The organism is Elusimicrobiota bacterium, from assembly GCA_041660925.1.
Lineage (GTDB): Bacteria > Elusimicrobiota > Elusimicrobia > UBA1565 > UBA1565 > JBAZUV01.
The window spans coordinates 15,392-27,979 of record JBAZVI010000012.1 but is presented as its reverse complement, the minus strand read 5'-3'; the positions used below and the strand labels follow the sequence as shown (position 1 = coordinate 27,979).

Annotated in this window: 13 protein-coding genes; 7 read left to right on the top strand and 6 right to left on the bottom strand. The window is 70.1% G+C overall.

The window, feature by feature from the left end:
- Nucleotides 1-50: 50 nt before the first annotated feature.
- A complete protein-coding gene (mutY, locus tag WC969_14365) occupies nucleotides 51-1,028 on the bottom strand; it encodes an A/G-specific adenine glycosylase (protein MFA6031037.1) in 978 nt (325 codons plus the stop codon).
- Nucleotides 1,029-1,106: 78 nt separating this feature from the next.
- Here mutY and WC969_14360 point away from each other — a divergent pair, with 78 nt between their 5' ends.
- Complete coding sequence (locus WC969_14360) at nucleotides 1,107-2,033, top strand: transposase (GenBank protein ID MFA6031036.1); 927 nt, start codon at nucleotides 1,107-1,109, stop codon at nucleotides 2,031-2,033.
- Nucleotides 2,034-2,124: 91 nt separating this feature from the next.
- Here the strand turns inward: WC969_14360 and WC969_14355 are convergent, their stop codons facing one another.
- The 5 genes from WC969_14355 to WC969_14335 are packed head-to-tail and all read right to left on the bottom strand — an operon-like array spanning nucleotide 2,125 to nucleotide 6,641.
- The gene (locus tag WC969_14355; GenBank protein ID MFA6031035.1) at nucleotides 2,125-3,408 is read right to left on the bottom strand and encodes an ABC transporter permease; all 1,284 of its coding nucleotides are present in this window, start codon (nucleotides 3,406-3,408) and stop codon (nucleotides 2,125-2,127) included.
- Entirely contained in the window at nucleotides 3,408-4,079 is a 672-nt protein-coding gene (locus WC969_14350; GenBank protein ID MFA6031034.1) for an ABC transporter ATP-binding protein, read from the bottom strand. The genes WC969_14355 and WC969_14350 overlap by 1 nt, the downstream gene beginning before the upstream one ends.
- Complete coding sequence (locus WC969_14345; protein MFA6031033.1) at nucleotides 4,076-5,059, bottom strand: efflux RND transporter periplasmic adaptor subunit; 984 nt, start codon at nucleotides 5,057-5,059, stop codon at nucleotides 4,076-4,078. Before WC969_14345 ends, WC969_14350 begins: the two co-directional genes overlap by 4 nt.
- Nucleotides 5,056-6,354: a TolC family protein gene (locus tag WC969_14340; protein ID MFA6031032.1), complete on the bottom strand. Its 1,299-nt coding sequence runs from the start codon at nucleotides 6,352-6,354 to the stop codon at nucleotides 5,056-5,058. Before WC969_14340 ends, WC969_14345 begins: the two co-directional genes overlap by 4 nt.
- Nucleotides 6,351-6,641 carry a BON domain-containing protein gene (locus WC969_14335; GenBank protein MFA6031031.1) on the bottom strand — a complete coding sequence of 97 codons (291 nt, stop codon included), beginning with the start codon at nucleotides 6,639-6,641 and terminating at the stop codon, nucleotides 6,351-6,353. The genes WC969_14340 and WC969_14335 overlap by 4 nt, the downstream gene beginning before the upstream one ends.
- A 43-nt stretch (nucleotides 6,642-6,684) precedes the next feature.
- On the opposite strand from WC969_14335, the gene rdgB reads away from it, so the two are divergent.
- The 6 genes from rdgB (at nucleotide 6,685) to rsmA (ending at nucleotide 12,550) form a co-directional block, all read left to right on the top strand.
- Nucleotides 6,685-7,296, top strand: a complete 612-nt coding sequence (gene rdgB, locus WC969_14330) for an RdgB/HAM1 family non-canonical purine NTP pyrophosphatase (GenBank protein MFA6031030.1) — start codon at nucleotides 6,685-6,687, stop codon at nucleotides 7,294-7,296.
- A complete protein-coding gene (locus WC969_14325; protein MFA6031029.1) occupies nucleotides 7,293-7,712 on the top strand; it encodes a tetratricopeptide repeat protein in 420 nt (139 codons plus the stop codon). The genes rdgB and WC969_14325 overlap by 4 nt, the downstream gene beginning before the upstream one ends.
- Nucleotides 7,709-8,335 (top strand): CsgG/HfaB family protein, encoded by a 627-nt coding sequence (locus WC969_14320; GenBank protein MFA6031028.1) that lies wholly within the window; start codon nucleotides 7,709-7,711, stop codon nucleotides 8,333-8,335. The genes WC969_14325 and WC969_14320 overlap by 4 nt, the downstream gene beginning before the upstream one ends.
- Before the next feature lie 2 nt (nucleotides 8,336-8,337).
- Nucleotides 8,338-10,071 (top strand): tetratricopeptide repeat protein, encoded by a 1,734-nt coding sequence (locus WC969_14315; GenBank protein MFA6031027.1) that lies wholly within the window; start codon nucleotides 8,338-8,340, stop codon nucleotides 10,069-10,071.
- Nucleotides 10,068-11,465: a UDP-N-acetylmuramate--L-alanine ligase gene (gene murC, locus WC969_14310; protein MFA6031026.1), complete on the top strand. Its 1,398-nt coding sequence runs from the start codon at nucleotides 10,068-10,070 to the stop codon at nucleotides 11,463-11,465. The genes WC969_14315 and murC overlap by 4 nt, the downstream gene beginning before the upstream one ends.
- Before the next feature lie 311 nt (nucleotides 11,466-11,776).
- Entirely contained in the window at nucleotides 11,777-12,550 is a 774-nt protein-coding gene (gene rsmA / locus WC969_14305; protein ID MFA6031025.1) for a 16S rRNA (adenine(1518)-N(6)/adenine(1519)-N(6))-dimethyltransferase RsmA, read from the top strand.
- Nucleotides 12,551-12,588 lie beyond the last annotated feature (38 nt).

Below are 12,588 nucleotides of genomic sequence, written 5' to 3'. Positions count from 1 at the left end.
CAACTCTGGTGCCTGCCATATAACGTTTAAAGCGGCGGGAAACACCCTGCTCATGCTGAGAGCGCTTTCATCCAAAGCGAGGCGATGAGGGTCTTTCTGGCGCTGGAAGAGGAGAACCATCGCGCGGAGGCAGGTAGACGAGTCGGGGCCGACGCCTTGTGAACAATGGCGTAGATGTCGTGGCGTGTGATCGAGTGGCGACAACGACGCAGGATCCCTCCGATGGGGGCGCTCGGCAGATGACGGCGTTCCGGGAGTCCCCAGTGACCGGGGAGGAGCGGCTCATCTAGAGCGCGTCGCCAAAGCAGGATATGTCCAGTCTGCTCGATGCGCAGCAGGTCCATGCGGACATGGAGGGTGGAGGCCTTTCTGCGTGCTGGCGGGATCCTCTCTTGCAGATCAAGCGCGCGTGCGCGGCAGCGCTCGCGCAGCGGGCAGGCGCCGCAGAGCGGCTGCGCGGGGGAGGGCAGGCAGACCGTCGCCCCCAGCTCCATCATCGCCTGGTTCCAGTCGCCGGGGCGGCGGAGGTCGAGCGCCTCCTGCGCGAGCGTCTGCAGTTTCCGCATGAGGGTTGGGCGGCGCGGGTCGCCGCGAAGGGCGTGTAAACGGCACAGGACGCGGGCGACGTTCCCGTCGAGCACGGCATGGGGACGTCCGAAGGCGATGGAAGCGACCGCGGCCGCGGTGTAGGGGCCGAAGCCCGGGAGGCGCCGCAGGGCCTCATAGTCGGGTGGGAGGCGTCCGCCGTGCTCCGCGACGACGGTCCGAGCCGCCCTCAGCAGATTTCGCGCGCGGGAGTAGTAGCCGAGTCCGGCCCAGAGCCGCAGGACTTCGCCTTCAGGCGCCCGCGCGAGGGCCGTGAGGGTCGGGAAGCGGCGCAGGAAGCGCTCGAAGTACGGGACCACCGTCGAGACCTGCGTCTGCTGGAGCATGATCTCGGAGATCCAGGTCCGATACGGGCTGGTCTCCTCGCGCCAGGGCATCCTCCTACGCTTCCCATCGTACCAACACAACAACCCTTTCCTCATCTTCTTGGTGCCTGCTACCACACTTTTACACTTTTCAGGATGGAACTTTTTCGGATGATGGATCGTAATCATGTGAGGATGGCAAGAGCGCTGAGAATCAATCAGGCTGGCTTATTCTACCACGTGACTGCGCGTGGGAATAATAAGCAGTCCATTTTTACGACGGAGGAGGACTACGGACTCTATCTTGAGCTGCTTGCCGACGCGTGCCAGAGGTACTCCCTGCAGGCGCATGCATATTGCCTGATGGAGAATCACCTCCACCTTCTTTTGCGTACCCTGAAGGCGAATATGTCCGAAGCGATTGAATGGCTGAACGGGCGATATGCGAGGCTGTTCAACCTAGGGCATTCGCATATCGGGCATGTGTTTCAGCGGCGATTCTGGTCGGAATGCATATGGGACGAGGCCTACCTTCACGAAGTGGGACGGTATATCCATATGAATCCCGTTCGTGCGGGTATCGTCGAGACGCCAGAAGCATACCGCTGGAGCAGCTTCCGAGAGTATCTGCAGAGCGGCAGCAAGGGATTCATCAGGAAGGATGAGTTGCTGTCGATATATGCCGGGGCGGATGCGCTGGCAGATTTCTACAGGTTTACCGTCGCGCGCATGGAGACGAAGGAGGTCCCTCCGGACGAGGCATGGTACTTCGGCGCGGATCGCGATCACGTTCATGGGGGAGATGGGACGGGATTGCAGCTCCATCGAGATGATGCGCCCGAAATGATATTTGAGAAAGTCGCTCGCGAGTACGGGTGTGATTCGAAGAGCATGAAGTCTCTTCATCGCGGGAGGGGGAACGACCGGCGAGTTCAGGAGGCCCGTTGGATCGTCGTATGGTTGTTGAGGAAGAGGACCTCCCTCCGCCTCGAGGATATCGCCGGTGCGGTCGGATTCCGATCGGCCCGTTCTCTCTGCAACGTGCTAAGGAAGATGCGCAGGCAGTACATGCGGGATCCCTCATTGAGGATGAAGGTGGGGGATATCGAAAGCGATATCTGATGGAAAGATTTTCGAAGATCCCATGCAGCCCTGTGGCGAAAGCTCTCGAATTTGAAAGTGTAAAAGTGTGGTAGCAGGCACCGGCTATTGGCTATTCGTAGCGGAGGGCTTCGACGGGGTCCATCTTCGAGGCCTGGTAGGCGGGGTAGAGCGAGAAGAGGAACCCGGCGCCGACGGCGATGGAGAGGGTGGCGAGCAGGTGCCACCAGGCGAGCGGGACGACCTCGCTGCCCATCCCGGGGCGCCGGGCGATGGTGTAGACGCCTGTCATCCCGAGCGCGACGCCCGCGACCCCGCCGAAGAGCCCGAGCAGCATGGCCTCGATGACGAACTGCACGAGGATGTCGGCCCGGGTGGCGCCGATGGCGCGGCGGATGCCGATCTCGCGCACGCGCGAGAAGATCGTCGCGAGCGTCACGTTCATGATGCCCACGCCGCCGGCCAGGATGGCGATGATGCCGACGGCCATGACGGCGACGGCGTACTGGCGCTGCTGGTTGAGGATGCCCTGCACCGTCTCGCGGAAGTCCTCGAGCTCGAAGTCGGCTTCGCCGCGGTGGCGGACGGTGAGCAGGGCTTCGATGGCGCGCTTCATGGCCGGGACGGTGGCCTCCGCGCCGGTGTCCACGACGAGCTCATCGATGCGGTCGACGGTGCCGCGGTTGCGGGTGAGGTAGCGCTGGTGGGCCGTGATGGGGACGTAGACGGTGCCGCCGCGGCCGAAGCGGCGGTTGAACCAGCGCGGGTCCTGGTCGCGCGGCGGGTTGCGCAGCACGCCCACGACGGTGAAGAGGTGGTCGCCCAGGCGCACGCGGCGGCCCAGCACGTCGTTGCGCAGGATGTACTCCTCGAACTTGCTCGTCGTGAAGAAGCGGGCCCAGAAGGGCTTGGTCACCCAGCCCCCCGGCTCCTCGATGACGCAGACGCGGGAGGCTTCCTCCACGTCGCGCTCGTTGAAGAAGCGGCCGCGGGTCGTGTAGACCCAGTCGCGGCGCGCCCAGTCCACGTCGACGCCGATGGCGGAGACGTCGTCGTTGTGGAACGCGCCGTCCTGGAAGAGCGTCCCGTAGCGGGTGGCGGTCGGGGAGACCATGTAGAGCGAGGGGAAGGCGGCGCGCAGCGCGCGGGCGTCGCCGAGGGTGAGCCCCTTCGAGAGCCCCCGCGAGACATAGTCGCGCTTGCCGGAGATCTCGAGGCGGCCGGGGCCGGCGAGCTCGAAGGCCTTCTCCCGGCGCACGGACATCGAGTGGACCTCGGCGAAAGTGTAGAGGATGGCCGCCGTCCCGAAGGCGATGGCCGAGAAGCTCAAGAACGAGCGCATCTTGTGCGACCAGATCTCGAGGAAGCCGGTGCGCAGGGACTCTCCGACCAGCATCAGGAGTCTCCTTCGACGATGAGGCCGTCGGCGACGCGCAGGACCCGCTGGGAGCGCTCGGCGACGGCGCGGTCATGGGTGACGAGGACGGTCGTCATGCCGTCGGCGTGGAGTTCCTCGAAGAGCGCGAGGATCTCCGCGGAGGTCCGCGAGTCGAGGTTCCCCGTCGGCTCGTCGGCGAGGAGCACGCGGGGCCCGTTGGCGAGGGCGCGGGCGATGCTCACGCGCTGGCGCTCGCCGCCGGAGAGCTGCAGCGGGGTGCGCAGGGTCTTCTTGCCCAGGCCGACCTTGTGGAGCATCGCCGCGGCGCGTTCGCGCCGTTCGACGCGGGCGACCCCCGCGTAGGTCATCGGCAGCGCGACGTTCTCGAGCGCGCTGATGCGCGGGAGGAGGTTGAAGGACTGGAAGACGAAGCCGATGGTGACGCGCCGCTCGAGGGTGCGCTCGAGGTCGTCGAGGGCCCCGACCTCCCGTCCGGCCAAGCGATAGCTGCCCTCGCTGGGGCGGTCGAGGAGGCCGAGGATGGCCAGGAGGGTGGACTTGCCGCAGCCGGAAGGCCCCATCACGGCGACGAACTCCCCGTCGCGGACGGTGAAATCGATGCCGCGCAGGGCCTCGAAGGACTCGGGCCCGTCGCCGTAGGTCTTGCGCAGGCCGCGGACCTCGATCATCCTCCGCCGGACCTCCGCAGCAGGCGCGCGCCCTTTCGTCCGACCTCGGGGGAGTCGTCGGCCTCCTTGGGCTTTTCGGTGAGCACGACGTCGCCCTCCTTGAGTCCCTCGAGGACCTCGACGTCGGTCTCCGTGCGCAGACCGGGCTTCACCGGGGTCTTCAGCGGCTTCTTCGGGGTCTGCAGGTAGGCGAAGGTCTCCCCGGCTTCCTCGAAGAGCGCGGCGAGCGGGATCTTGAGCGCGTTCTCGCGCTTCTCGAGGAGCGTCTCCACGCGCGAGGTCATCCCCGGGCGCAGGCGCGCGTCCTGCACGTCGAGGGCGACCTCGACGCGGAAGACCTTGAGCCCGCTGTTGTCGCGCTCGGCCTGGGGGGAGATGAGCGAGACCCGGCCGGTGAAGCGGGCGGCGGGCAGGGCGTCCACGCTGACCGTGACGGGCATGCCTTCCTTGAGCTTGAGCACGTCCATCTCGCTGATGCGCATGCGCACGAGCATCCGGCGGAGGTCCGCGACCGTGAGCAGGTAGGTCGGGCTGTTCGAGTCGAAGAGCCCGGTGACGTAGTCGCCGACCTTCGCGAAGTCGGAGGAGGAGGAGTTCCCGTTGTCGCGCACGAAGCGCATCACGGTCCCCGTGATGGGCGCGAGGACCGAGGACGGCAGATACTTCTCGGTCTCCGAGCGGCCGGGCTGGATGACCGCGAGCTTCTGTCCGGAGGAGACGCGGCTTCCTTCCTGGACGGCGAGCTCGATGACGCGCCCGCTCACCTTGGAAGCGACGTCGACGCTGTCCTTGGCGGCGACGTCGCCGGTGTCGCTGAAGCGCAGTTCGAGGCTCCCGCGCGTCGCCTTCCCGGTCGTCGCGCCTCCCTCGGGCTGGGCCGCCTTCGCGGCCCGGCGGCGCTGGAGCCGCCAGCCGCCGAAGGCGAGGAGGAGTACCGCGAGCGGGATCCACACGGCGCGGCGGCGCAGGACGTTCTTCATAGCGGTTCTCCCGTCGCAAAGCGGTATTCCGCCTGCGAGACCATCGCGTCGTGGAGGGCCTGCGCCCGTTCGGTCTGGGCGTTGAGGCTGTCGAGCTGGGCCTGGCCGAGCCGGATGATGTCCGCGCGGCCCTGCTGGTACTGCTCGGTGACGAGGTCGAGGCTCTCCTTCGAGATCTGGGTCTTGCGCTCGGCGACCGCGAGGACCGCGAGCGAACGCTCGAGCTCGATGCGGGCCGTGACGACTCCCGCGCGGACCAGGCGCTCGCGCTCGTCGAGTCCGGCGGCGGCGGACCGGCGCTCCGCTGCGGCGACCGCGGCCGCCGCTTCCTGGGAGACGAAGTTGAAGCCCGAGGGCAGCGCGAGTTCGAGGGCGAGGCGGTACCGCGGGTTGGGCGGGGCGGCGGCGTAGCGTCCGCCGAAGGAGGCGGGGTCGCTGCGCTGCCACTGCGCGTCCAGGGAGAGGGAGGGGAAGGCTTCGACGATCGCGCGGCGGCGGCGCTGGACGGCCTTCTCGAGCGCGGCGCGGGCGCCGGCGAGTTCGCTGCGGCGTGCGAGCGCGGTCCGCAGGTCGGCCGAGAGCTCCGCGGAGGGGGCGACGGGAGGGGTGAACTCGGAGAGGAGCTCTGCGGGGGCGTCGGGCTCGGCGCGCAGCAGGGTGTCGAAGTCGAGAAGTCCTCTGCGGGCCCCGGCTTCCGCCGCGGCCGTGCGCAGGCGCGCGGAGAGCAGGTCGGTCTCGCTCTTGAGGAGGTCGGCGTAGCTCTTCATGCCGTGCTTGTAGAGGTCCTGCGTCAGCGCGTACTGTTCCTCCTGCATGGCGAGGTTCCCGCGCTGGACCTCGAGGGTCCTGCGCCGGAACCAGAGCCCGAAGTAGGTCTTCAGCGCCTCGAGCGAGCGCTCCTGGAGCGTCGTCGCGAGGGAGCTCTGCGCGCCGTCGCGCGCGAGACGGGCCTCGCGGACCTTGAACTCGTCGGTCAGGTCGATGATGTTCCAGTTCAGCGACGAGGCGAGGGCGACCTGGTCATGGGCGAGGCCCCAGCGGCGGAAGGCGTCCGCGTCGGAGGGGTTGTGGCCGTAGGGGTAGGCCTTCGCGCTGAAGGAGAGGCGCGGCAGGGCGGCGTCGGCCCAAGCCGCTCTCAGCCGGGCGCGCGCCGCGGCGTCCTCGGCGCGGGAGCGCTCGAGCTCGGGCGCGGATGCGAGGACGGCGCGGACGTAGTCTTCGGGGGTCCAGCGGGGCGGCGGCGCGGCGGAAGCGGGGGCGGCGAGAAGGAGCGAGGCGAGGAGGAGGGCGGTCACTCCGAGACGACGACGTTGACGATCATCTGGCGCACGCCGGCGACGCGCTCCCCGAGGGTCTGGATGCGGCGGCGCTGCTCGGGCGTCTCCACCATCCCGGAGACGTGGACGATGCCCTGGTCGGAGTCCACGTCGAGGAAGCGGACCGCCAGCTCGGGGTGGGCCTTGAGCTCGGTCTTCACGCGGGCCTCGATGGCGGCGTCGCTCATGTCGAGGTTCCGGCGGCTGCCGGAGCAGGCCCCCGTCAGGAACAGCGCCAGAAGGGCGGCGGCGGTGCGGGTCGTCATCTTGTGGGCCTCCTCCCGCGAATATATAATTTTTACCTCTACTGTGGAACTCCTCCTGGCGACCCGCAACCGTCACAAGGTCGGCGAGCTCTCGGCGCTTCTGCGCGCCGCGGTGCCCGCCCTGCGCGTGCGCTCGATGGACGACTACCCCGCTCTGCCCGAGGTCGTCGAGGACGGGGCCACCCTCGAGGAGAACGCGCGCAAGAAGGCGTTGAGCGCCGCGCTCGGAGCGGGCCTGCCGTCCCTCGCCGACGACACCGGCCTCGAGGTCTTCCGACTGGACGGGGCTCCCGGCGTCTATTCGGCGCGCTGGGCCGGCGAGGGCTGCACCTACGACGACAACAACGCGAAGCTCCTGCGGGAGCTCCGCGGCGCGGCCCCGGCGGAGCGCGGCGCCTGTTTTCGCTGCGTCGTCTGCCTGGCTTTCCCCGACGGCACGACCCATCTCGACGAGGGCCGCCTCGACGGGACCATCGCCGACGCCCCCCGCGGACAGCGGGGCTTCGGCTACGACCCGCTCTTCCTCCTCACCGGGGGAGAGCGGACGCTCGCGGAGCTCTCCGAAGAGGAGAAGAACCGCGTCAGCCACCGTGCCCGCGCCCTCGAGGCCGCGGTCCGGCGTCTGCGAACCTTCGCCGCGGAGGGCCGCCCATGAGGACCTGGATCGCCGTGTGTGCGTTCGCCGTCCTGTTCGTCGGAGGCGCCGCCGCGCTCGCGCGCGCTCATGCCACCGCCGCCGAGCTCTCGAGCGAGGAGCGGGAGAAGCTGTACGCGGTCCGCGCCGGGCTCGAGGAGTCCCTGCGGACGGCGCCCGCCGACGCCGAACTCTGGCGGCGGCTCGGCCTGCTCGAACAGCGGCTCGGCGAGCCGCGCCGGGCGCTGGAGGCCTTCAAGAAGGTCGTCGAGCTCCGGCCCGAGGACGCTTCCGCCTGGTTCATGCTCGGCCTCATCCACGAGAAGCTCGGGGACGTCTACGCCGCCGTCGAGGCCTGGGAGAAGTGCCTGCGCTTCGCGAAGACCGACAAGGAGAGCGAGACGGCCCGCCGGCACCTCGCGCGGCTGCGCCCGTGAAGAGGACCGCCCTCGCCGTCTTCCTGCTCCTCGCCGCCTGCGCCGGGCCCGACGTCTCCTTCAGCCCGCGCTTCCGCGACGCCCGCGTACGCCGCGTCGCGCTGGCCGGCTTCGAGGGGCCCGGCGGCGGCGCCGCCGCCGACTTCCTCGCTCATGAGCTGCTCAAGGCCGGGGCCGACGTCGTCGAACGCGGCCGGCTCGAGGCCGTGCTCGCCGAGCAGCGGCTGGGGGCGAGCGGCGCGCTCGACCCCGCCACCGTGCGCAAGGCGGGACGCATCCTCGGCGTCGACGCGGTGCTCGTCGGCTCGGTCACCCAGTACTCCCCGCCGCAGAGCTATTACGTCATGAACAGCTCCTCGGCCGCGTTCATCGGACAGCCCGTCGTCGCCATGGGCTCCGGCGTCTACTTCACGCAGGCGCCGGCCTACGGGCCTTCGAACGCGAACATCATCACCTCCGCCGCCCTCGTGGGGCTCACCGCCCGACTCGTCGAGGTCGAGACCGGCTCCATCCTCTGGTCGGCGCGGCAGAGCTGGGAGGGCTTCGACATCGACGCGGCCATGTCGTCGATCGCGTCCTCCTTCGCTCGCTCCCTGTCTCCTCTGTGGCAGATCAAGGGCTGAACATGCCCATCTCCTCTCCCCCGGTCTCCTTCCCCGCGGGATGGGCGGGGGGAGGCGCGGCGCTCCTCTCGGCGGCGCTTCTCCTCTCGTCGGCCGCTCTGCCCGCCGCGGCCGAGAAGACCGCCGAAGGCCAGACCACCTACTGGGACATGATGATGCAGGCCCAGGCCGCGCGCGACCTCTCGCGCGGCTCGGCGCTCATGGACGAGCGCCGCTACGATGAGGCGGAGCGCGAGTTCTCCAAGGCGGTGCTGCGCGACCCCAAGGACCCCCTGGCGCGGCGCATGCTCGGCGCCGCCCACTACTGGACGGGGCAGGTGGACCAGGCGGAACAGGAGTTCAACGAGAGTCTCAAGCTCGACCCGAAGAGCTCCCAGACCTGGCTCCTGCTCGGGATCGTCTACGCCTGGCGCGGGGAGACCGAGAGGGCTTACGGGGCGTTCCTCGAGGCCGAGAAGATCGACCCCAAGCGCGCGGACATCCAGATGGACCTGGGCTCCATCGAGGACGGGCGGGGCGCCTTCGACGCGGCGCTCGTCCGCTTCCGCAAGGCGGTCGTCTACGACCCCCAGAACCCGCTGTATCACTACCAGCTCGGCACGCTCTACCGCAAGCTCGGCCGCGACGAGGAGGCGGTGGCCTCGCTGAAGTCCGCCCTCCGCCTCTATCCTCTCTACCAGGAGGCGGTCCTCGAACTCGGCGCGCTCTACGACCGGATGGGGCGTTCCGGCGACGCCGCCGACATGTTCCGCCGCGCGGTGCGCCTGAAGCCCCGGGACGCGGTCGCGCGCTACCGCGCCGCCCGCTCTCTGATGGCGGGAGGCAAGACCGCCGCCGTCCGCGACGTGCTCTCCGCGGTCTTCCACCTGACGCCCGACGAGCGCGGGGGCGGGCTCGCGCTCTCCACCTCCTACGGGGGGAAGTCCGACGCCCCGGACGCGCCGAAGGAGTCCCCGCAGGGCGCCGAAGGCCCGCTCGACGTGCTCTCCCGCAACCTCTCGCGCCTCCCGCTCGACCGCGACGCCGCGCTGCGCGTGGACATGGTCTTCCTGCCCAAGGCGAAGCTCGTGACCGCCGGCAAGCGGGAAGGACGCACCGCGCTCAAGCGCGCCCTCGAGCGCGCCGGAGGCGCGGCGCCCGCGGGAGGGCAGACCTCGGCGGTCCGCCGCGAGTTCACGCTCAAGGCCGCCGACGCGGCCGGCCGGGCCGAAGAGGTCCGCGCCATCGTCTCGGAGCTGCGCGCCTCGCTGGCGAAGGCCCCGCCGGACGCCGAGGTGCGCGTCGGGATGAACCTCTCCGTCTCGGACAAGCCCGCCGCCGGCTCCCCCGCGGCGGCGAGCGCGAAGGGCCGCGTCTCGTATCAGCCGCACGACGTCGGCAACGATCTCGGCCTCTGGGTCATCGGCACCGGCTGGATGCGGCTCGTCGAGGAGGCCCTGCCGGAGCCCGGCGACCCCGAGCCGCCGAGCGCGCTCGCCTGGGTCACGGAGGGCGTCGGACGGGCCACCCTCGGCGACGCCAAGGGCTCCGAGGAGTGCTTCCGGCGCGCCATCGCGCTGGACCCGCGCGAAGCCCTCGCGCATCTCGGCCTCGGCGTCTCCCGCGTCATCCGCGGCGACGAACGCGGGGCCCTCGCGGCCTACCGCAAGGCGCTCGAACTCGCGCCCAAGAACAGGACCGCCGCCGAAGCGCTCAAGTGGCTCGAGCGGCCTTCCGTGCTGGAGAAGACGCCATGATGATGAGAGGCTTCGTCCGCCGCATCCATTTCGTCGGCATCGGAGGGGTCGGCATGAGCGGCATCGCCCGCGTCCTGCTCAACCTCGGCTACGGCGTCTCGGGCTCCGACCTGCGCGAGACCGAGGTCACGCGCGCACTGACGAAGGCCGGCGCGCGCTGCTTCCGCGGGCACCGCGCGGCGCACACCCGCGGCGCGCAGGTCGTCGTCGTGAGCTCCGCGGTCGACCCGACGAACCCCGAGCTCGCGGTCGCCCGGGCCGCGGGCATCCCCATCGTGCCGCGCGCCGAGATGCTCGCCGAGCTCTGCCGCATCAAGAGGACCGTCGCCGTCGCGGGCTCCCACGGGAAGACGACGACGACCTCGATGGTGGCCCTCGCCCTCGCCCGCGCCGGGGCCGACCCGACGATGATCATCGGCGGCCAGCTCGCGAACATCCGCTCGAACGCGCGGCTCGGCGGCGGCGACTATCTCGTGGCCGAGGCCGACGAGTCGGACGGCTCCTTCGTGCGCCTCTTCCCGCTCGTCGCCGTCGTCACCAACGTCGACGACGACCACCTCGACCACTACGGCACCGTCGAGCGGCTGCGCGCGGCCTTCGTGGACTACCTCCACCGCCTGCCCTTCTACGGCGCGGCGGTGCTCTGCGCCGACGACCCCGCCGTCCGCGCCCTCGTGCCGAAGGTCGGCCGCACGGTCGTGACCTACGGTCTGCGTCCCGGCGCGGACTGGACGGCGCGGGTCCTGGAGGACCGCGGGCCCATCGGGTCGAAGACGAAGGGCCCCGGGCAGCGCCTGCGCGTCTTCCGGCGCGGGCGCCGCGTCGGGGAGCTCGAGCTCAAGGTCTGCGGACGCCACAACGCGCTCAACGCGCTCGCGGCGGTCGCGGTGGGGGACTTCCTCGGCTTCGACCTACGCAAGGTCTTCGCCGGCCTCGGCGAGTTCCGCGGGGTCGGCCGGCGCATGGAGAACCTGGGACGGGCGCAGGGCGTCGTCTTCCTCGACGACTACGGCCACCACCCGACCGAGGTCGCCGCGACGCTCCGGGCCCTGAAAGGCGCCGGACGCCGGCTCATCGTCGTCTTCCAGCCGCACCGCTACAGCCGCACGAAGCTCCTGCACCGCCGCTTCGGACCGGCCCTGCGGGGGGCCGACCGGGTCTACGTGATGGACGTCTATGCGGCCGGGGAGAAGCCGCTGCGGGGCGTCAGCTCCAAGCTGATCCTCGAATCGGCCAGGCGCAGCGGCGTCGACGCCCGGCCCTTCACGCGGGCCGTGGACCTCGTGCGCGAGCTGCGCACCGGCGACGTCGTCCTGACCCTCGGGGCCGGCGACGTGTGGAAGGCGGGGCTCGACCTCCTGCGCCGCCTCGAAGGGCCGACCCTGTCGATCTGAGTGCTCCGACCGGGTAATTATGGGTGTTTTGGAGGCCCGAGCCTGATGCGGATTCGAGGAGCGACGACCGAAGATAGCTTGAGCTATCTGAGGGAGGAGCGACGCGGAAGCCGCCCAGGGGCGGGCCTCCCCTTCCGCAATGGTTTCGCTGCCTTCGGCAGCGAAACTTCCCAGATAGGGGCCGGGCGCTTTCGGCCGCCAGCCGCGTTGCTCGTCGCTCACATAGCTCAAGCTATGCTCGCTCCTCGCGCCTCGCCGGACGGCCGAAATCGTCCGGCCAAAACGCCCATAATTACCCGGTCGGAGCACTAATGCCGAAATACGACCAGCACTTCCTCGATTCCCCGGAGCACGCGGAGCGCATCGCCCGCGCGCTCGGCATCACGCCGGGGGAGGAGGTCCTCGAGATCGGTCCCGGCCGAGGCGCCCTCACCCTGCGCCTGCTCGAGAAGGGCGCCCGCGTGACGGCCGTCGAGATCGACCCGCGCATGGCCGAGGCCCTCGGGCGCATCGTCCCCGCGGGGGCCGACTTCCGCCTCGTCAAAGCGGACTTCCTCGAGGCCGACCTCTCCGCGCTCGGCCGGCCTGCGAAAGTCGCGGGGAACCTGCCCTATTCCGTGGCGACCCCCATCCTCCAGCGCCTGCTCGAGTGGCCGGTCTGGAGCACCGCGGCGCTCATGTTCCAGAAGGAGGTCGTCGAGCGCATCATCGCCCGGCCGGGCGAGCCGGGCTACGGGCTCCTGAGCGTCTCGGTGGCCCTGCGCGCGCGCGCGGAGCTCCTCTGCGACGTCCCGCGCGCCCTCTTCCGTCCGCCGCCGAAGGTGGAGTCGGCCGTCGTCCTCATCGACCGTCTGAGCGCGCCGCGCCTGCCCGAGGGGGTGGGGGAGGGGGAGCTGTTCCGCACCGCCCGCGCCGCGTTCATGCACCGGCGCAAGATGGCCGCGAAGTCCCTCTCCATGGCCCTCGGCCTGCCGCGGGAAGCCGCGGACGCCGCTTTCCGCGCGGCGGGTCTCGACCCGGAGGCCCGCGCCGAGAGGATCCCTCTCGAAGGCTTCATCGCGCTCGCGCGCGTCCTCAAGAAGTAGCCTGAGAACGGAGGCGCCCCCGCACTCGAGAGTGCGGG

What these genes read in the sequence shown, in the direction of transcription:
- mutY (MFA6031037.1), bottom strand. Translation starts at nt 1,028, where the DNA reads ATGAGGAAAGGGTTGTTGTGTTGGTACGATGGGAAGCGTAGGAGGATG.
- WC969_14335 (MFA6031031.1), bottom strand. Translation starts at nt 6,641, where the DNA reads ATGACGACCCGCACCGCCGCCGCCCTTCTGGCGCTGTTCCTGACGGGG.
- WC969_14315 (MFA6031027.1), top strand. Translation starts at nt 8,338, where the DNA reads ATGCCCATCTCCTCTCCCCCGGTCTCCTTCCCCGCGGGATGGGCGGGG.
- murC (MFA6031026.1), top strand. Translation starts at nt 10,068, where the DNA reads ATGATGATGAGAGGCTTCGTCCGCCGCATCCATTTCGTCGGCATCGGA.
- WC969_14355 (MFA6031035.1), bottom strand. Translation starts at nt 3,408, where the DNA reads ATGCTGGTCGGAGAGTCCCTGCGCACCGGCTTCCTCGAGATCTGGTCG.
- WC969_14325 (MFA6031029.1), top strand. Translation starts at nt 7,293, where the DNA reads ATGAGGACCTGGATCGCCGTGTGTGCGTTCGCCGTCCTGTTCGTCGGA.
- WC969_14345 (MFA6031033.1), bottom strand. Translation starts at nt 5,059, where the DNA reads ATGAAGAACGTCCTGCGCCGCCGCGCCGTGTGGATCCCGCTCGCGGTA.
- WC969_14350 (MFA6031034.1), bottom strand. Translation starts at nt 4,079, where the DNA reads ATGATCGAGGTCCGCGGCCTGCGCAAGACCTACGGCGACGGGCCCGAG.
- rsmA (MFA6031025.1), top strand. Translation starts at nt 11,777, where the DNA reads ATGCCGAAATACGACCAGCACTTCCTCGATTCCCCGGAGCACGCGGAG.
- WC969_14360 (MFA6031036.1), top strand. Translation starts at nt 1,107, where the DNA reads ATGGCAAGAGCGCTGAGAATCAATCAGGCTGGCTTATTCTACCACGTG.